Annotated in this window: 14 protein-coding genes and 6 pseudogenes; 18 read left to right on the forward strand and 2 right to left on the reverse strand. The window is 72.6% G+C overall.

Annotated features, from left to right (window positions below):
- Window positions 1–73: 73 nt before the first annotated feature.
- The 8 genes and pseudogenes from MF408_RS19505 (at window position 74) to MF408_RS19535 (ending at window position 8120) form a co-directional block, all read left to right on the forward strand.
- Window positions 74–1033, forward strand: coding sequence for a TraR/DksA family transcriptional regulator (locus MF408_RS19505; RefSeq protein ID WP_240249053.1), 960 nt, complete (start codon window positions 74–76; stop codon window positions 1031–1033).
- A complete protein-coding gene (gene lspA, locus MF408_RS19510) occupies window positions 1006–1647 on the forward strand; it encodes a signal peptidase II (protein ID WP_240249054.1) in 642 nt (213 codons plus the stop codon). The genes MF408_RS19505 and lspA overlap by 28 nt, the downstream gene beginning before the upstream one ends.
- The gene (locus tag MF408_RS19515) at window positions 1644–2579 is read left to right on the forward strand and encodes an RluA family pseudouridine synthase (protein WP_275693236.1); all 936 of its coding nucleotides are present in this window, start codon (window positions 1644–1646) and stop codon (window positions 2577–2579) included. The genes lspA and MF408_RS19515 overlap by 4 nt, the downstream gene beginning before the upstream one ends.
- Window positions 2566–3576, forward strand: coding sequence for a GNAT family N-acetyltransferase (locus MF408_RS19520; RefSeq protein ID WP_240249055.1), 1011 nt, complete (start codon window positions 2566–2568; stop codon window positions 3574–3576). The genes MF408_RS19515 and MF408_RS19520 overlap by 14 nt, the downstream gene beginning before the upstream one ends.
- Window positions 3561–3731, forward strand: coding sequence for a hypothetical protein (locus MF408_RS19525; RefSeq protein WP_240249056.1), 171 nt, complete (start codon window positions 3561–3563; stop codon window positions 3729–3731). Before MF408_RS19520 ends, MF408_RS19525 begins: the two co-directional genes overlap by 16 nt.
- Before the next feature lie 243 nt (window positions 3732–3974).
- Window positions 3975–4457, forward strand: a pseudogene (locus tag MF408_RS27200) (PHP domain-containing protein); the annotation flags it as partial.
- A 451-nt stretch (window positions 4458–4908) separates the two neighbouring features.
- Window positions 4909–7506 (forward strand): annotated as a pseudogene (dnaE, locus tag MF408_RS19530) (DNA polymerase III subunit alpha); the annotation flags it as partial.
- Complete coding sequence (locus tag MF408_RS19535) at window positions 7503–8120, forward strand: hypothetical protein (protein ID WP_240249057.1); 618 nt, start codon at window positions 7503–7505, stop codon at window positions 8118–8120. The pseudogene dnaE and the gene MF408_RS19535, both read left to right, overlap by 4 nt.
- On the opposite strand, the gene ybaK is transcribed toward MF408_RS19535, so the two are convergent.
- Window positions 8083–8574, reverse strand: coding sequence for a Cys-tRNA(Pro) deacylase (gene ybaK, locus MF408_RS19540; RefSeq protein WP_240249058.1), 492 nt, complete (start codon window positions 8572–8574; stop codon window positions 8083–8085). The two genes, MF408_RS19535 and ybaK, sit on opposite strands and share 38 nt — an antisense overlap.
- Before the next feature lie 23 nt (window positions 8575–8597).
- Entirely contained in the window at window positions 8598–9263 is a 666-nt protein-coding gene (locus MF408_RS19545; RefSeq protein ID WP_240249059.1) for an LON peptidase substrate-binding domain-containing protein, read from the reverse strand.
- 90 nt (window positions 9264–9353) lie between these two features.
- On the opposite strand from MF408_RS19545, the pseudogene hisD reads away from it, so the two are divergent.
- From hisD to MF408_RS19595, 10 genes and pseudogenes are all read left to right on the forward strand, one after another.
- Window positions 9354–10662 (forward strand): annotated as a pseudogene (gene hisD, locus MF408_RS19550) (histidinol dehydrogenase).
- Window positions 10663–10686: 24 nt separating this feature from the next.
- Window positions 10687–11764, forward strand: a pseudogene (locus tag MF408_RS19555) (histidinol-phosphate transaminase).
- A pseudogene (gene hisB / locus MF408_RS19560) lies at window positions 11764–12373 on the forward strand (imidazoleglycerol-phosphate dehydratase HisB). The pseudogenes MF408_RS19555 and hisB overlap by 1 nt, the downstream one beginning before the upstream one ends.
- A 66-nt stretch (window positions 12374–12439) precedes the next feature.
- Window positions 12440–13028: pseudogene (hisH, locus tag MF408_RS19565) on the forward strand (imidazole glycerol phosphate synthase subunit HisH).
- A gap of 11 nt (window positions 13029–13039) precedes the next feature.
- Window positions 13040–13774, forward strand: a complete 735-nt coding sequence (priA, locus tag MF408_RS19570) for a bifunctional 1-(5-phosphoribosyl)-5-((5-phosphoribosylamino)methylideneamino)imidazole-4-carboxamide isomerase/phosphoribosylanthranilate isomerase PriA (RefSeq protein WP_240249061.1) — start codon at window positions 13040–13042, stop codon at window positions 13772–13774.
- Window positions 13771–14541: an imidazole glycerol phosphate synthase subunit HisF gene (hisF, locus tag MF408_RS19575; protein ID WP_240249062.1), complete on the forward strand. Its 771-nt coding sequence runs from the start codon at window positions 13771–13773 to the stop codon at window positions 14539–14541. Before priA ends, hisF begins: the two co-directional genes overlap by 4 nt.
- An 88-nt stretch (window positions 14542–14629) precedes the next feature.
- Window positions 14630–15745: a hypothetical protein gene (locus MF408_RS19580; protein WP_240249063.1), complete on the forward strand. Its 1116-nt coding sequence runs from the start codon at window positions 14630–14632 to the stop codon at window positions 15743–15745.
- 6 nt (window positions 15746–15751) lie between these two features.
- Window positions 15752–16663: a ribonuclease Z gene (locus MF408_RS19585; RefSeq protein WP_240249064.1), complete on the forward strand. Its 912-nt coding sequence runs from the start codon at window positions 15752–15754 to the stop codon at window positions 16661–16663.
- Between the two features lie 27 nt (window positions 16664–16690).
- Entirely contained in the window at window positions 16691–17122 is a 432-nt protein-coding gene (locus MF408_RS19590) for a nuclear transport factor 2 family protein (protein WP_240249065.1), read from the forward strand.
- Window positions 17123–17582: 460 nt separating this feature from the next.
- Window positions 17583–18179, forward strand: a complete 597-nt coding sequence (locus MF408_RS19595; protein ID WP_240249066.1) for a glyoxalase — start codon at window positions 17583–17585, stop codon at window positions 18177–18179.
- Window positions 18180–19167 lie beyond the last annotated feature (988 nt).

Genomic DNA, 19167 nt, shown 5'->3' on the forward strand with positions numbered 1-19167 from the left:
GGGGACCCACCGGCTACCCTCCCTGCAGCCCGTGATCCACGTCACCGGCTGAGCCCGGACAAGGAGGGTCCGCATGGCCCGCAGCACGAAGAAGTCGTTGGCGGGACGCACCGTGTCCGCGGCCGGCAAGATCATCGGCCGCCGGCGCTCCGCCAACGGTGAGGACGCGAGCCCGTCCCGGACCACCGCGTCGGTGAAGAAGACGACGGCGAAGAAGGCCGCACCCGCCAAGAAGGCGGCTCCGGCGAAGAAGGCGACGCCCGCGAAGAAGGCGGCTCCGGCGAAGAAGGCGACGCCGTCGAAGAAGGCGGCCCCCGCCAAGAAGGCGACGCCCGCCAAGAAGGCCGCACCGGCCAAGAAGGCCGCCCCCGCCAAGAAGGCGACGCCCGCGAAGAAGGCCGCGCCGGCCAAGAAGGCGACGCCCGCGAAGAAGGCCGCACCGGCGAAGAAGGCTTCCGCGACGAAGAAGACGTCGCCCGCCACGAAGTCGACCACGAAGACCTCGCCGGCCCCGAAGCCGGCACCGACCACGAAGGCGGCGCCGGTGAAGAAGACGACCAAGCGGGCGGCGCCCGTGAAGAAGGCAGCACCGAAGAAGGCAGCACCGAAGAAGGCGGCGTCCGCGCAGAAGGCGGCGGCGACCGCGCTGCCGGTGCTCGACAGCGAGGCGAAGTGGTCGTCGGCGGAGCTGGCCGAGGTGATGGCCGAGCTCCACGAGCAGCGCGAGCACAGCGCGCAGATCGTCGCCGAGCAGGAGGCCGACCTGTCCGGGCTGCTCCGCGACGCCGGCGACGGCGCCGGGCAGGACCAGGCCGACATCGGCGCCACCAGCTTCGAGCGCGACCACGAGCTCACCGTCCTCAACCACGAGCGCGAGAAGCTGGCCCAGATCGACCGGGCGCTCGCGCGCATCGAGAACGGCACCTACGGCGTGTGCGAGTCGTGCGGCAACCCCATCGGCAAGATGAGGTTGATGGCGTTCCCCCGTGCGACACTGTGCATGACATGCAAGCAGCGCGAGGAACGCCGGTAGACCACGAGACCGCCCCGGACGAACGCCGTCGCCGCCTGCTCGCCAGCCGGGGCACCTGGCTGCTGTTCGCGGTCGTCGCCGGCGTGCTCTACGCCGCCGACCAGCTGTCGAAGCGGGCCGCGGTCGAGCACCTCGCCGACGGTGACGTGCAGGTCGTCGGCGAGCTCCTGCAGCTGCACCTGACCCGCAACCCCGGCGCCGCCTTCTCGCTCGGCACCGACTTCACGGTCGTCCTCACCTGCCTCGCCATCGCGGCCACCGTGGTGGTGCTGTGGATGAGTCGCGGCCTGGCCGACCGGTTCTGGGCGTTCGGGCTGGGCGCGATGCTGGCCGGCATCACCGGCAACCTCACCGACCGGCTGGTCAGGGAGCCGCAGGCCTTCCACGGTCACGTCATCGACTTCCTCCAGCTGCCGAACTGGCCGATCTTCAACGTCGCCGACATCGCGATCAACGTCGGCGCCGCCGTGGTGCTGATCCAGGTGTTCCGCGGCGTCCACCTCGACGGCACCCGCGGGACCCCCGACCGGCCCGGTGACGACGGGACGGGCACCGACGGCGCCTCCGCCGAGGACGACGGGGGAGGCCCGGCCGCCGCGGAGGACGACCGGTGACCACCGCCGACCACCGCAGCCTCCCCGTGCCCGACAGCCTCGACGGCGAGCGGGTCGACGTCGCCATGGCCCAGCTGTTCGGGCTCTCCCGCTCCCGGGCGGCCGAGCTGATCGCCGCGGGCAACGTCCGCCTCGACGGCGCGGCGGTGAGCAAGAGCGAACGGGTGCTGCCCGGCTCGGTGCTCGACGTCGAGATCCCCGTCGAGGCCGACCCGCTCGAGGTGGTGCCCGAGGTGGTCGAGGGCATCAAGATCATCCACGACGACGACTCCATCGTCGTGATCGACAAGCCGGTGGGCGTCGCGGTGCACCCCTCGCCCGGCTGGCGCGGCCCGACCGTCGTCGGCCACCTGGCGGGCGCCGGGTTCCGGATCGCCACCAGCGGCGCGTCGGAGCGGCAGGGCATCGTCCAGCGGCTCGACGTCGGCACGTCGGGCGTGATGGTGATCTGCAAGTCCGAGCACGCCTACTCGCTGCTCAAGAACGCCTTCCGGCAGCGCACCGTCGACAAGACCTACCACGCCCTCGTCCAGGGGCACCCCGACCCGCTGTCCGGCACCATCGACGCGCCGATCGGCCGCCACCCGGGCGCGGACTACAAGTTCGCGGTGATGGAGGGCGGACGCGCGAGCGTGACGCACTACGAGACGCTCGAGGCGCACCGGTTCGCCAGCCTCCTGGAGGTCCACCTCGAGACCGGCCGCACCCACCAGATCCGGGTGCACATGGCGGCCCTCAAGCACCCCTGCTGCGGCGACCTCACCTACGGAGCCGACCCCGTCCTCGGCCGCAGGCTCGGGCTGACCCGGCAGTGGCTGCACGCGGTGCGGCTCGGGTTCGAGCACCCCGACACGGGCAAGCACGTCGAGTACGAGTCGTCGTACCCCGACGACCTCCAGAGCGCCCTCGACGTCATCCGTGACAGCCACTGACCTGGTGCTGCGCCCGGCCGGTCCGGCCGACGCGGACGCGGTCGCCGACGTCCACCTCGCGGCCCGCGCTGCTGCGCCGATGCCGCCGTCGGTGCACCCCGAGCCGGAGGTCCGCGCCTGGCTCGCGAGCCGGCTCGACGGCGCCGCTCGTGTGGACGCCGACGAGACCTGGGTGGCGGAGTTGGCGGAGTCGACCGGGCTGACCGGGCTGACCGGGCTGACCGGGCGCGTCGTCGGCTACGCCCGGTTCACGGCCACGTGGCTCGACGACCTCTACGTGCACCCCGCGCACGCGGGCACCGGCATCGGCTCGGCCCTGCTCGACCTGGTGAAGGCGCGGCGCCCGCACGGCTTCGGCCTGTGGGTGTTCGAGACGAACGAGCCGGCGCGGAGGTTCTACGCCGGCCGGGGGGCTGGTCGAGCGCGAGCACACCGACGGGTCGGGCAACGAGGAGCGGGAACCGGACGTCCGGATGGAGTGGCCCGGCCGGCGGACCGGGATCTGACAACGGCTTCGCCGAAACCGCTCCGCCGCGGCGCTCGCGACGGGAGACTCGGGGGCATGACCACGTGGTCGGAGTCCTCCGGAGCGACCGGCGCCGCCGGCTCGCCGGAGGATGCCGCGGCCGAGGCCGCCCGAGGGCGGACCGCCCTGGGCTTCGCCGGTGCGCTGCTCGCCGTGCTGCTGGTCGTCGTCCTCGGCAGCCGCACCGAGCTGGCCCCTCACCTTCGGCCTGTCCGGAGAGGCCGGCACGTTCGCCGCCAAGACCTGCGGCCGCGACCTGCAGTACGACGGCACGACGACGCGCGCGCAGTGCCTCGGTACGTTCGAGCCGGCCGGGGGGCGGCTCGGCGTACCGTGCCGAGCTCTACTACGACGGCGACCCGGGGGAGAGCTATGCGGTGCGCGCCGACCCCGACTCCCGCTCCGCCTACCGCAGCGACCTGTGGTCCCGCTGGGCCGCGGCGTCGCTGCCGCTCGTGCCGCTCGGGCTGATGTGGCTGGCGGTCGGCGCGTGGTGGGCGTTCCGCCGCCCCGGCGTGCTCAGCCCCCGCCACCGGTGGGTGGTCCTGGCCGGTTTCCTGGCCCCCGCAGCGGGGTTGCTGGTCCTCGCCGCCGCCGGGTTCGTGGTGGCGGTCGGCACCACCTGAGCCGGCCGGCCGGACTGTCGGAGGGTCTCCCTATCGTCGGGTCCGAGTTCGCGTAGGCTGGCGGTCCTTCCCCCAGTGAGCCCGCGGGCCCGCCCGCCGACGTCCGGCGCGGCCGTTCCGGCCACTGCCGCACGCCGTCCGCACACCGAGTGAGGGAGTCAGAAGCAGCACATGGCAGGCTCGAGCGCCGCGGCAGCCGGGGACGGGGACTTCGTCCACCTGCACGTCCACACCGAGTACTCGATGCTCGACGGGGCGTCGCTGCTCGACGGGCTGTTCGGCCGGGTCAGCGAGCTCGGCATGCCCGCCGTCGCCATGACCGACCACGGCAACCTGCACGGTGCCTACGACTTCTGGTCCAAGGCCCGCAAGCACGGCGTCAAGCCGATCATCGGCATCGAGGCCTACGTCACCCCCGGCACCCACCGCTCCGAGCGTCGCCGCGTCCGCTGGGGCAAGGGCGAGACCGCCGAGGAGGGCGGCGACGACGTCTCGGGCGGCGGCGCCTACACCCACATGACCATGTGGGCAGAGAGCACCGAGGGGATGCACAACCTCTTCCGGCTCTCGTCGCTGTCCAGCCTCGAGGGGTACTTCTACAAGCCCCGGATGGACAAGGAGCTCCTCCAGACCTACAGCAAGGGCCTGATCGTCAGCACCGGCTGCCCCAGCGGCGCGATCCAGACCCGGCTCCGGCTGGGGCAGTGGGACGAGGCGGTCCGCGAGGCCGGCGAGCTGCAGGACGTCTTCGGGCGCGACAACGTCTTCCTCGAGCTGATGGACCACGGCATCTCGATCGAGAAGCGGGTCCGCGACGACCTGCTGAAGCTCGGCAAGCAGCTCGGCATCCCGCCCGTCGCCACCAACGACAGCCACTACAACAACCCCGGCGACGCCGCGGCGCACGAGGCGCTGCTCTGCGTGCAGTCGGGCAGCCGGCTCTCCGAGCCGCCGTACAGCAAGGGCGGGCGCCGGTTCGCGTTCGAGGGCACCGGCTACTACATCAAGTCCGCGGCCGAGATGCGCGAGCTGTGGGGCGACCACAACGGCCTGCGGGAGGCGTGCGACAACACGCTGCTGATCGCCGAGCGGTGCGAGGTCGAGTTCAACGAGTCGACCGGCGGCTACATGGCCCGCGCCGACGTGCCGGCGGGGGGAGACCGAGGAGTCGTGGTTCGTCAAGGAGGTGTGGCGTGGCATCGAGTCGCGCTACCCCGGCGACCGGCTGACCCAGGAGGTCCGCGACCGGGTCGACATGGAGCTCGCGGTCATCTCCCAGAAGGGCTACTGCGGCTACTACCTCGTGGTCGCCGACTTCATCAACTGGGCCAAGAGCAACGGCATCCGGGTCGGCCCCGGGCGTGGCTCGGGCGCCGGGTCGATCGCGGCGTACGCCCTGCGGATCACCGACCTGTGCCCGCTCGAGCACGGCCTGATCTTCGAGCGGTTCCTCAACCCCGAGCGCCCGTCGATGCCCGACTTCGACATCGACTTCGACGAGCGTCGGCGCACCGAGGTCATCCAGTACGTCAGCGAGAAGTACGGCAGCGACCGGGTCTCCTACATCGCCACCTTCGGCCGGATCAAGGCCAAGCAGGCGATCAAGGACGCCGCCCGGGTGCTCGACCACGGGTTCGCCGTCGGCGACCAGATCACCAAGGCGCTCCCGCCCGACGTCATGGGCAAGGGCGTGCCGCTCAAGGACATCTTCGACGACGGCCACAAGCGGTTCGGCGACGGCGCCGAGTTCCGCGAGCTCTACGACAAGGACCCCACGGTCCGCGAGATCTACCAGACCGCCCTCGGCCTCGAGGGGCAGATCCGGCAGTGGGGCGTGCACGCGGCGGGCGTCATCATGTCGAGCGAGCCGCTGGTCGACATCGTCCCGATCATGAAGCGCGAGCAGGACGGCGCGATCATCACCCAGTTCGACTACCCGATGTGCGAGTCGCTCGGGCTGGTCAAGATGGACTTCCTCGGCCTCCGCAACCTCACGGTCCTCGACGACGCGCTCGACAACATCCGCGCCAACCGGGGCGAGGAGGTGGTGCTCGAGGACCTGCCGTTCGACGACCCCGCCACCTACGACCTGCTCTCGGCCGGCGACACACTCGGCGTCTTCCAGCTCGACGGCGGCCCGATGCGGGCGCTGCTGCGCAGCATGCGGCCCGACAAGTTCGCCGACATCTCCGCGGTCGGTGCGCTCTACCGCCCGGGGCCGATGGGCGCCGACTCCCACAACAAGTACGCCCGCCGCAAGAACGGCCGCGAGCCGATCGAGCCGATCCACCCCGAGCTGGCGGAGGCGCTGGAGCCGATCCTCGGCGAGACCTACGGCCTGATCGTCTACCAGGAGCAGGTGATGGCGATCGCCCAGGTCCTGGCGGGCTTCACGCTGGGACAGGCCGACAACCTGCGCCGGGCGATGGGCAAGAAGAAGAAGGAGGAGCTCGACAAGCAGTACGCCGGCTTCGAGGGCGGCATGCTCGAGCGCGGCTACTCCAAGGACGCCGTCCGCACCCTCTGGGAGATCCTGCTCCCGTTCTCCGACTACGCGTTCAACAAGGCGCACTCCGCGGCCTACGGCGTCGTGTCCTACTGGACGGCGTACCTCAAGGCCAACTACACCGCCGAGTACATGGCGGCGCTCCTCACGTCGGTGAAGGACGACAAGGACAAGATGGCGGTCTACCTCAACGAGTGCCGTCGCCTGAAGATCCAGGTGCTGCCGCCCGACGTCAACGAGTCGGCCAAGAACTTCACGCCGGTCGGCACCGACATCCGCTTCGGCCTGACCGCCGTCCGCAACGTCGGTGCCAACGTCGTCGACCAGGTCGTCGCCGCGCGGGAGGAGAAGGGTCGCTACGAGTCGTTCAACGACTTCCTCGACAAGGTGCCCGCGCTGGTGTGCAACAAGCGGGTGATCGAGTCGCTGATCAAGGCCGGCGCGTTCGACGACCTCAAGCACCGGCGGCGCGCGCTGCTGGCGATCCACGAGACGGCGGTCGACCAGTACGTCGACATCAAGCGCAACGAGGCGATCGGGCAGGACTCGCTCTTCGCCGGGCTCGACGACATGGACGGTGCGGACTTCGGGGTGAGCGTGACCATCCCCGACATCGACGAGTGGGACAAGACCACCCTGCTCGGCCACGAGCGCGACATGCTCGGCCTCTACGTCTCCGACCACCCGCTGCTCGGGCTCGAGCACGTCCTCGCCAACAGCGCCGACTGCACGATCGGCGAGCTGATGGCCGACACCGAGGGCACCGAGCGGCCCGACGGCGCGGTGATCACGGTCAGCGGGCTGATCACCTCGGTGCAGCGCAAGATCACCAAGAAGGGCGACCCCTGGGCGATGATCTCGCTCGAGGACCTCGAGGGCGCCATCGACGTGCTGCTGTTCCCGAGCGCCTACCAGCTGGCGGGCACGATGCTGGTGCCCGACGCGATCGTGACCGTCAAGGGTCGCCTCTCGCGCAGCAAGGAGCAGCCGGAGCTGCACGCGATGGAGGTCACCGTGCCCGACCTCGACCGCGGCAGCGACGGCCCGGTCGTGATCAGTCTGCCCTCTACGCGCTGCACCGCCCCGGTCGTGGCCGGGCTCAAGGAGGTGCTCCGCACCCACCCGGGGCTCACCGAGGTCCGGCTGCGGCTTCTCACCCGGGAGAACACGCGGCTGATGAAGCTCGACGACGGCCTGCGGGTGTCGCCGAGCCCCGCTCTCTTCGCCGACCTCAAGCAGCTGCTCGGGCCCGGGTGCCTCGCCGGATGAGCCAGCCCGTCGTGGCCGACGCACCTCCGGCGGAGGCGGAGCGGTCCGGCCGCCGGCTGCTGCTGCCCGCCGGCCTGGTCGGGCTGGGCGGCCTGCTCGGCGTGGTCGGCGGCTGGGCCTGGCACGCGTGGTGGTCGCCGGCTCGTCCGGGCCGGGTGTTCGAGACGGAGGACGGCGTGGTGTGGCTGCCGTTCCCGTGGGACCCGGGCCAGGCGCAGGTCTTCGCCGGCACGGCGCAGTACGCCGTCGTCGGGTTGGTCGGGGGCGTCCTGCTGGGCGTCGTCGCCGCGGTCACGGGGCGCCGCCGGGCCCTGGCGGCACTGGCCGGTCTCCTGCTCGCCACCGCCGTCGCGGCCGCCGTCACCTTCGTCGTCGGCACGGCGCTCGGCCCGCCGGACCCGCAGGGCCTGGCGGCGGAGAAGGGCGTCGGCGCGGAGCTGCCGTCGTCGATGCAGGTCGACGGCTGGACGCCCTACCTGTGCTGGTCGCTCGGCGGTCTCGTGGCCTGGCTGGCCGCGACCCTGCTGGTCAACAGCGCCGAGAACGTGCGCCGCCGGGAGGCCGGCGGCGGCTGGCTCAGGCCCGGCGGATCGGAGCCGTCACCGCCCGCGTGAGCCGCACCAGGTCGGTCGGCGCGAGCTCGACCTCGAGCCCGCGGCGCCCGGCCGAGACGCACACCGTCGGCCAGTCGAGCGCCGAGTCGTCGACCACGGTGGGATGCGCGCGCTTCTGGCCGAGCGGCGAGATGCCGCCGACGACGTAGCCGGTCGCGCGCTCGGCCGCCTGTGGGTCGGCCATCACCGCGCGCCGGCCGCCCGCCGCCTTCGCGAGCGCCTTGAGGTCGAGCTGGCCCGACACCGGCACGACGGCGACCGTGAGCCGGCCGTCGACGTCGGCCAGCAGGGTCTTGAACACCCGGGCGGGGTCGACGCCGATCGCCGCGGCCGCCTCCTCGCCGTAGGACTCCGACCGCGGGTCGTGCTCGTACTCCTGGACGGTGAACGCCACGCCGGCCGCCGTCAGGACGGTGGTCGCGGGCGTCCCGCCCGCCGACTTCTTCTTCGCCATCGGCCCTCTGACCAGCCCGGTGCCTAGTTGGGCGACCAGCGGGTGCGGGCCACCTCGGTCGCGGGCAGCGAGGTGATCACGTTCATCGCCTGCAGCTCCTCCCGCAGCTGCTCGACGACGAGCGCGAGGCGCTCGGCCGCGTCGGACGCCTCGAGCAGCTGCTGCCGCTCCGCCATCGGCAGCGGCGCGGACGCGGCGAGCACCCAGGAGAGGTACGTCGGGTCGGCCGGCAGCGCGCCGTCGTAGGGGTCGGTGGCGATCTGGGCCAGCGTGGCCCGGTAGGCCGTGAACGTCGCCCGTGCCCGCTCGACCAGCTCGGCCGGCACCCGCGCCTCGGGCTCCGGCAGGTCGGCGACCTCGCCGAGCGGGAACTGGTCGCCCGGGAGCAGCCGGTCGAGGCGGATCCGGTCGCGACCGACCGCCACCACATCGAACGTGCCGTCGGCGTGGGCCTCGACGTCGGTGAGCTGGAGCCGGACCCCGACACGGAACAGCGACTGGGCTCCGTGGTCGCCCACCTCGTAACCCTCGCGGATCGCCACCGAGCCGAACAGGCGCTCGGCCGGGTCGTCGACCCGCAGGAGGTGGTGCACCAGCGCGCGGTAGCGGTCCTCGAAGACGTGCAGCGGCACGCTCACGCCCGGGAACACCACCGTGCTCAGCGGGAACATCGGGAGCTGTGCCGTCACACGGTCGACACTAGTGCGGCGCACCGCGGGCCTCGTCCACCGGTCGTCGGCGAGGCGGGGGAAACCGAGGCCCGGCCGTAGAATCGGGCCATGGCCCTCATCCGTCGCATCGACCTGCGTGACGCCGACCCGGCACGGGTCGACTACCGCGCAGCCGTGCCCCCGCGCCGACTTCGACGTCGAAGCCGCGGTGCCGGCGGTGCATGCGATCTGCGAGGAGGTCCGGACCCGCGGCGTCGACGCGATCCGCGAGCTGGGGGAGCGGTTCGACGGCGTGCGCGTCGACGACCTCCGGGTCGCCCCGGAGGCGATGACGGCCGCCCTCGAGCAGCTCGACCCCGACGTACGGGCCGGGCTGGAGGAGTCGATCGCGCGGCTCCGGGCGGCCAGCGAGCGCGAGCTCGAGGCCGACGTGGTCACCGACGTCGCGCCGGGTGCGCGGGTGGTGCAGCGCAAGGTGCCGGTCGACCGGGTGGGTCTCTACGTGCCCGGCGGCCTCGCGCCGCTGGTGTCCACGGTGCTGATGAACGTCGTCCCGGCCCAGGTCGCCGGGGTCGGCTCGATCGCGCTCGCCAGCCCGCCGCAGAAGGACTTCGGCGGCTCCGTCCACCCGACGATCCTGGCCGCGTGCGCGCTGCTCGGCGTCGACGAGGTCTACGCCGTCGGCGGCGCGCAGGCGATCGCCATGTTCGCCTACGGCGTCGGGCCCTGTCGCCGGGTCGACCTGGTCACCGGCCCGGGCAACATCTACGTCGTCACCGCCAAGCGGATCCTCAAGGGCCTCGTCGGCATCGACTCCGAGGCGGGTCCGACCGAGGTGGCGATCCTCGCCGACGACAGTGCCGACCCGGTCTATGTCGCCGCCGACCTGGTCTCCGAGGCCGAGCACGACCCGCTCGCCGCGGCGGTGCTGATCACCGACTCGGTCGAGCTCGCCGACGCGGTGGAGGCCGAGCTGGAGCGGCAGGTCCCGGCCACCAAGCACGCCGAGCGGGTGCGCACGGCGCTGGCCGGGTCGCAGTCGGGCATCGTGCTGGTCGCCGACCTCGACCAGGGCGTCGACGTCGCCAACGCCTACGCGTCGGAGCACCTCGAGATCCAGACCCGCGACGCGCACGCGGTGGCCGCGCGGATCCGCAACGCCGGCGCGATCTTCATCGGCCCGTTCGCGCCCACCGCGCTCGGCGACTACTGCGCGGGCTCCAACCACGTGCTGCCCACCGGCGGCTGCGCCTGCCACAGCAGCGGGCTCTCGGTGCGCTCGTTCACCAAGGCGGTGCACGTCGTCGACTACACCCGCGAGGGGTTGTCGGCCGTGCGCGACCACGTGGTGACGCTGGCCGAGGCCGAGGACCTGCCCGGCCACGGGCAGTCGGTCGCGATCAGGTTCGAGTCGTGAGCTGGCCCCCCGGTCCGGGAGGAGCTGCGGGGGATCGAGCCCTACGGCGCTCCCCCAGCTCTCGCTCGACGTGGCGCCGGTGCAGCTCAACGTCAACGAGAACCCCTACGGGCCGTCCGAGGAGTGTGTCGCCGACGTCGCGGCCGCGGTGGCGGACGCGGCGCGGACGCTCAACCGGTACCCCCGACCGCGAGCTCGTCGCGCTGCGCACCGCGCTGGCGTCGTACCTCTCCGGCGACGTGCCCGGCACGATCGAGCCGGCGCAGGTGTGGGCCGCCAACGGGTCCAACGAGGTGATGCTGCAGCTGCTCCAGGCCTTCGGCGGGCCGGGGCGGACCGCGGTGAGCTTCGCGCCGACGTACTCGATGTATCCCGAGTACGCCCGCGACACCAGCACCGCGTGGGTCACCGGGCGGCGCCAGGAGGACTTCTCGCTCGACCTCGACCGCGCACGAGAGCTGGTCGCCGAGGTGCGGCCGAGCGTGGTGCTGCTGCCGAGCCCCAACAACCCCACCGGCACCGCGTTGCCGCAGACGGCGGTGACGGCGCTCTGCGAGGCGGTGGGCGACGCCGGCGTCGTGGTGGTCGACGAGGCGTACGGCGAGTTCCGCCGCTCCGGCGTGCCGAGCGCGCTCGAGCTGTTGCCGGTGCACCGCAACCTGGTGGTGACGCGGACGATGAGCAAGGCGTTCGCCGGGGGCGGGCCTGCGGCTCGGCTACCTCGCCGCCGACCCGGCGATCTGCGACGCGATCCACGTCGTGCGGCTGCCCTCACCACCTCTCCGCGGTCACCCAGGCCGCCGCGCTCGCGGCGCTGCGGCACGCCCCCGAGCTGCTCGGCCGGGTCGACGAGCTGCGCGTCCAGCGCGACAAGACCGTGGCCTGGCTGCGCGACCAGGGGCTGCAGGTGGCCGACAGCGACGCCAACTTCTGCCTGTTCGGCACGTTCGCCGACCGGCATGCTGTCTGGCAGGGCCTGCTCGACCGCGGGGTGCTGATCCGCGAGACCGGCCCGGACGGCTGGCTCCGCGTGTCGATCGGCACGCCGGAGGAGATGGCGGCGTTCGAGGACGCCCTGACCGACGTGATGAAGGAGCTGTGATGAGCAGGACCGCACGGATCGAGCGGCAGACCAGCGAGTCGAAGGTGCTCGTCGAGGTCGACCTCGACGGCACCGGCCGCCACGACGTCTCCACCGGCGTCGGGTTCTACGACCACATGCTGATCTCGTTCGCCCGGCACGGTCTGGTCGACCTCACCGTCCAGACCGACGGTGACGTGCACATCGACGCCCACCACACGGTCGAGGACACCGCGATCGTGCTCGGTCAGGCGCTGCGCCAGGCGCTCGGCGACAAGGTCGGCATCCGCCGGTTCGGCGACGCCACGGTGCCGCTCGACGAGGCGCTGGTGCAGGCCGTGGTCGACGTGTCCGGCCGGCCCTACTGCGTCCACACCGGCGAGCCGGAGGGGCAGCAGTACGTGCAGCTCGGCGGCACCACCCCGGCCTACCTCGGCTCGCTGACCAAGCACGTCTTCGAGACGATCGCCTTCCACGCCCACATCGCCCTGCACGTGCGGGTGCTGGCGGGGCGCGAGCCGCACCACATCGTGGAGACGCAGTTCAAGGCGTTCGCCCGCGCGTTCCGCGACGCGATCGCGCTCGACCCCCGCGAGACCGGGGGTCCCGTCCACGAAGGGTGCGCTGTAACCGGTGGCTGACCGCAAGCCCAGCGTCGTCGTCCTCGACTACGGCTCGGGCAACCTCCGCTCCGCCGTGCGCGCGTTCGAGCGCGCCGGCGGCGACGTCACGCTGACCGCCGACCTCGACACGGCGCTGGAGGCCGACGGCCTCGTCGTGCCCGGGGTGGGCGCGTTCGAGGCGTGCATGAACGGACTCCGCGCGATCCGCGGCGAGCGGGTGATCGCCCGCCGGCTCTCCGGCGGTCGCCCGGTGCTCGGCATCTGCGTCGGCATGCAGATCCTCTTCGAGCGCGGGATCGAGCACGGCGTCGAGACCGCGGGTTGCGGCGAGTGGCCCGGCGTCGTCGAGCGGCTCCAGGCCCCGGTCGTGCCGCACATGGGGTGGAACACCGTCCACGCCGCCGACGGCACCCGCCTGTTCGCCGGCATCGAGGACGAGCGGTTCTACTTCGTCCACTCCTACGGCGTCCGCGACTGGTCGCTGGTCACCAACGACCGCACGCCGGACTCCCCACCAGCCGCTGGTCACCTGGGCCGAGCACGGCGGCGACCGGTTCGTCGCCGCCGTCGAGAACGGCCCCCTCAGCGCCACCCAGTTCCACCCCGAGAAGTCCGGCGACGCCGGCGCCCAGCTGCTCCGCAACTGGGTCACGAGCCTCTGAAAGCGACGGTCATGCCTGACTACCTCGAGCTCCTGCCCGCCGTGGACATCAAGGGCGGCCAGGCCGTCCAGCTGGTGCAGGGCGTGAACGGGTCGGAGAAGCGGTTCGGCGACCCGCTGGAGGCGGCCATGCGCTGGCAGGAGGCCGGCGCGGAGTGGCTGCACCTGGTCGACCTCGACGCCGCGTTCGGCACCGGCGAGAACCGCCGGTTCCAGGCCGAGATCGTCGGCCGGCTCGACATCAAGGTGGAGATGAGCGGCGGCATCCGCGACGACGAGTCGCTGGAGGCCGCGATGGCCACCGGCTGCCGCCGGGTCAACATCGGCACCGCCGCGCTCGAGCAGCCCGAGTGGTGCGCCCGCGCGATCGCGACGTACGGCGACCGCGTTGCGGTGGGTCTCGACGTCCGGGGCCGCACCCTGGCCGCGCGCGGCTGGACCCGGGAGGGCGGCGACCTCTACGAGACCCTGGCCCGGCTCGACTCCGAGGGCTGCGCGCGCTACGTCGTGACCGACGTCAACAAGGACGGCATGCTGCAGGGCCCCAACCTGCAGCTGCTCCGCGACGTCTGCGCCGCCACCGACCGGCCGGTCGTCGCGTCCGGCGGCGTGACCACGCTCGACGACATCCGGGCGCTGATGGAGCTGGTGCCGCTGGGCGTCGAGGGCGCCATCGCCGGGACGGCGCTCTACACCGGGCAGTTCACGCTCGAGGACGCGCTCGCGCTGACCAAGGGCACGGCGTGACCCTCGCGGTGCGGGTGATCCCGTGCCTCGACGTCGACGCCGGCCGGGTCGTCAAGGGGATCAACTTCCGCGAGCTGCGCGACGCCGGTGACCCGGTCGAGCTGGCGCGCACCTACGACGCCGAGGGCGCCGACGAGCTGACGTTCCTCGACATCTCCGCCTCCCACGAGGGGCGCGCCACGACGATGGAGATCGTCGCCGCGACCGCGGAGCAGGTGTTCATCCCGCTGACCGTCGGTGGCGGCGTCTCGTCGGTGGCCGACGTCGACCGGCTGCTGCGGGCCGGCGCCGACAAGGTGGCGGTCAACACGGCCGCCATCCAGCGGCCCGAGCTGGTCGCCGAGATCGCCGACCGGTTCGGCAACCAGGTGCTGGTGCTGTCGGTCGACGCCCGCCGGGTGACGGGGGAGGGCCGCACCGACTCCGGGTTCGAGGTCACCACCCACGGCGGCCGGAAGTCGGCCGGGCTCGACGCGGTCGCGTGGGCGGCGCGGGCCTGCGAGCTCGGTGCGGGCGAGATCCTGCTCAACGCGATGGACGCCGACGGGACCGAGGACGGCTTCGACCTCGAGCTGATCGAGGCCGTGCGCCGCGAGGTCACCGTCCCGGTGATCGCCTCCGGCGGCGCCGGTGCGGCCGAGCACTTCCCGCCCGCGGTCGACGCGGGCGCGGACGCCGTGCTGGCGGCGACGATCTTCCACTTCGGCAAGGTGCGGGTGGCCGAGGTCAAGACGGCACTGTCGGAGGCCGGGCACCCGGTGCGCTGAGGCGGCGGGCGCGCCTCGTCATCCCTGGCACCGGGGTGTGGGAGGCTCTGCGGCCATGAGGTCTCGGCTTCGGTTGCTGGTCGGTGTGGTGGCGTTGCTCCTGGTGGTCCCGATGACCGCCGCGGGTGCGGAGGACGCGGAGGACTCGCGGGACCGGGTCGTCCACCCGATCGCCCCGCGCGGGATGAACGCCCCGCAGCTGTTCACCTTCGGCTCGCTCGCCCTGCCGCGCACCACCAACGGCCCCAACGACCTGGCGATCGCCAGCCGGGGCCGGCGGGCGGTCATCGTCGCCGACGACTACCTCCAGGTCGTCGAGCTGCATGGTTCGCGGATGGTGCTCGGCGGTCGCACCACCGCGGCCTTCGGGGAGCAGGTCGCGCTCAGCAAGGACGGCACCACGGCGTACGTGCTCAGCGACGGCGACCAGCTGTTCGTGGTCAACGTCGCCGCCAAGCGCCCGAAGGTGGTCCGCCAGCTCCGGCGGGGTGCCTTCGCCCCGTCGCACGCCTTCGACATCGCCGTCACCCCGAACGGCAGGATGCTGCTCGTCAAGCACGGCTTCGTCCTCGGCGGTCACGGCAAGGGGAAGGGCATCGCGACCCTGTCGCTGGTCAAGCCCCGCAAGCCGAAGCTGGTGCGCCGCAACCGGTTGGCCGAGTGGGGCGGCGACGTCGAGGTCGCCCGCAACGGCAAGCTGGTGGTGACCACCTCACGCACCGTCGACGACTACGTGCTGATCCACGGCGTCCGCAAGAAGGGCCGGCTCAAGCTGGCGAAGCGGCTGCGCCTGCCGTTCGCACCCGACGGCATCGCGATCACCCGCGACAGCCGCACCGCCTACGTCAGCTCGTCGATGACCGAGTCGCCAGGGCGGATCGCGCGGATCGACCTGCGCAAGCGCCGGCTCGTGAAGGTCGTCGACCCCCCGCTCTTCGAGGACGGCACCGACATCGCGGTGGCTCCCGACGGTCGCGCCGTGCTCGCCACGATGTGGGGCGGGGCCTCGACCGGCACCCCGTCGCTCCTCGCGCTCGACGCCCCCGGCCTGAGCTCGGGCTTTGTCGGGGCCGGCGAGGCGCTCTACGCGCCGCAGGCGGTGGAGGTCTCGATGGCCGGCAGCACTCGGGGCCGCTACTACGTGCTCTCCTACGTCGGCATCGAGGGCGGCCGGCCGCACCTCCACGGCTTCACCTACCACTAGGCGCCGGTGACCGTCCGCGAGCTCGTCGTCCTCGGCACCGCGTCGCAGGTGCCGACCAGGACCCGCGCGCATCACGGTGCGCTGCTGCGGTGGGACCGCGAGGTCGTGCTGTTCGACCCCGGGGAGGGGACGCAGCGGCAGCTCACGCTGGCGGGCGTCTCCGCGGGGAGCATCACCCGGATCTGCATCACCCACCTGCACGGCGACCACTGCCTCGGCCTGCCCGGCGTGCTGCAGCGGATGCTGCTCGACGGCGCCCGGCAGCCGGTCGACCTCTACTACCCGGCGTCCGGACAGGAGTACGTCGACCGGCTCCGGCGGGCCAGCGCGGTCGCCGCGACCCCGGAGGTGCGGGAGCACCCGGTGTCAGCCGATGGGGTCGTCGACCGCTGGCCCGGGTTGACGCTCGAGGCACGCGCCCTCGACCACCGGATCGACGCCTACGGCTGGCGCCTGCAGGAGCCGGACGGTCGGCGGATGCTGTCCGACCGGCTCGACGCCCTGGGGATCGCGGGGCCGGCCGTCGGCGAGCTGGCGCGGGCCGGGCGCCTGGAGGTCGGCGGCCGGGTGGTCACCGCCGAGGAGGTCAGCGAGCCGCGGCCGGGACAGTCGTTCGCGTTCGTGATGGACACGCGGCTGTGCTCCGGTGCCCGCGAGCTCGCGCAGGGCGTCGACCTGCTGGTCACCGAGTCGACGTTCCTCGCCTCCGAGGAGGACCTCGCCGAGAAGTACGCCCACCTCACGGCGGCCCAGGCCGGCACGCTGGCCTGGGAGGCCGGCGTACGCCGCCTCGTGCTGACCCACTACTCCGGCCGCCACCCCGACGAGTCGGTCTTCGAGGCCGAGGCGCGGCTGCACCACCCCGACGTGCACGCCGCACGCGACCTCGACCGGGTACCGGTGCCGCCGCGGCGCTGAGCGGGGCTGGGTCGAGCCGCTGGGGGTTTGCGGGCGTCGACCTCGGGCACCGCCTCCTCATGGCCGACGACACGCCCGCCCGGAAGTTCGCCTCCGCCCTCCAGCAGCTGGAGTCCTCCGGCGACACCGACGCCCCTGCTCGGCCTCTTCGCCGACGACGCCGAGCTGCTCCGCCCCGAGGTCGCCGCGCGCGGCTCGTCGACCAGCGACCCGGCGGCGTACTGGCAGGCCTACCTCGACCAGTTCGACGAGATCAGCACTGATTTCGACACCGTCCGCGAGGCGCCCCGCGCCGCCTGGCTCGAGTGGCACTCGACCGGCCGGCTGAGCACCGGACGCGACGTCAGCTACTCCGGCGTCTCCCTGCTCGACCTCGACGACGACGGCCGGGTCACCCGGTTCGCCACCTACTACGACACCGCTGCGTTCCTCGAGCCGGCGGACCGCGGCGACTCGTGAGCGCCGAAACGGGCAGGCTCGGCGCCGTCGGAGTTCCTCCTGGGGGAGGATGCGCCCATGTACTTCGACAACAAGCCGTGCCAGGTCTGCGGCTCCGAGGTGAAGCTGCAGGCGCGTGAGGTGCCGGACGCCTCGGGCAGCGAGCCTGTCGGTGCACCCCGACGGCGTGGTCGGCGATGCCGACCCCACGGTGGACGAGCGAGTCTGCAGCAACTCCGACTGCCCGAGCCACGAGGAGGGCGGTCCGACGTCGTGAGCGCTCCCACGGACGGTGTAGCCGAGGACGTCATACGAATCGGGGGCTATAGCCCACGATTCGTATGACGTCTCGCGTGCGCTGCGCCTGTCCCTCCTCGGGGCCCGGCGGGCGACGGCCAGACCCTGCAGCGCCGATGCCGATCCCCAGCCGGCTCGCCGAGGGGCTTGGCCTGCACCCCGATCGCTGGTTACGTTGGAACCGATGCCTGTCATCGACCACTTGGATCTCGGCGCGGCGGACCTGGCGGCGGCGGAGGCGTTCTACGCCGCACTCGGCGTGAGTGGCCTGGTCCGGGTCCGGGCCGCGGAGACCGCACCGACCGGCTTCGAGGGGTTCACCCTCTCCTTCGTCCTCGCCCAGCCGGGCGACGTCGACATGCTCGTGGAGCGGGCCTTGAACGCCGGCGCCACGTCCCTCAAGCCGGCCAAGAAGTCGCTGTGGGGCTACGGCGCGGCGTTCCAGGCGCCCGACGGCACCGTCTGCACCGTGGCGTCGTCGTCGAAGAAGGACACCGCGCCGGCCACGGGGCGGGTCGACGACGTCGTGCTCCAGCTCGGCGTCGCCGACGTGGCCGCGACCAAACGCTTCTACGCCGACCGCGGCTTCACCGTCGCCAAGAGCTTCGGCCGCAAGTACGCCGAGCTCGACACCGGTCCGGTCACGCTCACCCTCAACAAGCCGGGTGACCTCGCCAAGGCCGTCGGTGTGTCGGCGGACGGGACCGATCCCGCGCGCCTCGTCATCCACGGCGACGCAGGCTCGTTCACCGACCCCGACGGCTTCGTCTGGAGCGCGTGATGGCGAAGGACAGCGACACCGCACCCAAGCTGCTCTCCGGCGGCAATCCTCAGATCCCCAAGGGCGATGGCGACGGCCCCGTCCAGGACTACATCGCGGCCATGCCGGGGTGGAAGAGCAGCGTCGGCAAGCGCCTCGACCGGATCGTCACCGAGGCGACGCCCGACCTGCGCAAGGCCGTGAAGTGGAACCAGCCGTTCTACGGCACCGACGACAACGGCTGGTTCCTGTCGTTCCGCTGCTACACGAAGTACGTGCAGGTCCAGCTCCTCAACGGAGCCGAGCTCGACCCGGTCCCGCCGAAGGAGTCGAAGCACCCGCGTGTGCGCTACCTCGACCTCCACGAGGACGACGACCTCGACGAGGACCAGCTCAGGTCGTGGGTCGACCAGGCGCGACGGCTGCCGGGCGACCACTGACGACCGACGCGGAAGTGCGCCGACCGAGTCACCCCTCGCCGCGCATCTTCGCCAACCTCGCCCGCAGCAGCCCCCGCCCGGTGCGCGTTGGCGCGCAGGTCGACGTAGGTGTCGCCGTAGGTCCAGAGCAGGGCGTCGTCGAGGCGGCGGACGGCGCCGGGCGGGTAGCGGTAGTCCATCCGCTCCATCAGCGGTGGCGGTGTCGACCGAGCGCAGGGTCTCGCCGAGCTGGGCGAGGGAGGTGATGCCGAGCTCGAGGACGACGCCGGCGATCCAGGCGTAGTGGTCGGTGCGCGACCAGCCGGCGTCGGCGTACTGCCCGGCGAGGAACGCCGCGAGCTCCCGCGGGTGGATCCGCGGGTCGTCGTCCTCCGGCTCGGGCCCGGAGCCGGGGGCGCCTTCGCGGAGCCGGTCGCGGATCTTGGAGAACTCGCGGTCGGCGAGCTCGAGCAGCCCGGCGGCGAGGGTGAACCGGCGGTCGAACTCCGGCCGGTGCTCCGCCGGCAGCGACCCCTTGTAGCGGATGTCGTGCTCGAACTCCGCCCACGCGTGCTGCAGCACCGTGCGGA

It is taken from the genome of Nocardioides sp. TF02-7 (assembly GCF_022437945.1).
Taxonomy (GTDB): domain Bacteria; phylum Actinomycetota; class Actinomycetes; order Propionibacteriales; family Nocardioidaceae; genus Nocardioides.

Bases quoted from the DNA above. Each gene is read 5' to 3' on its own strand.
- priA (WP_240249061.1), top strand. From the start codon at position 13,040: ATGCCTGACTACCTCGAGCTCCTGCCCGCCGTGGACATCAAGGGCGGC.
- ybaK (WP_240249058.1), bottom strand. From the start codon at position 8,574: ATGGCGAAGAAGAAGTCGGCGGGCGGGACGCCCGCGACCACCGTCCTG.
- MF408_RS19595 (WP_240249066.1), top strand. From the start codon at position 17,583: ATGCCTGTCATCGACCACTTGGATCTCGGCGCGGCGGACCTGGCGGCG.
- MF408_RS19535 (WP_240249057.1), top strand. From the start codon at position 7,503: ATGAGCCAGCCCGTCGTGGCCGACGCACCTCCGGCGGAGGCGGAGCGG.
- MF408_RS19505 (WP_240249053.1), top strand. From the start codon at position 74: ATGGCCCGCAGCACGAAGAAGTCGTTGGCGGGACGCACCGTGTCCGCG.
- lspA (WP_240249054.1), top strand. From the start codon at position 1,006: ATGCAAGCAGCGCGAGGAACGCCGGTAGACCACGAGACCGCCCCGGAC.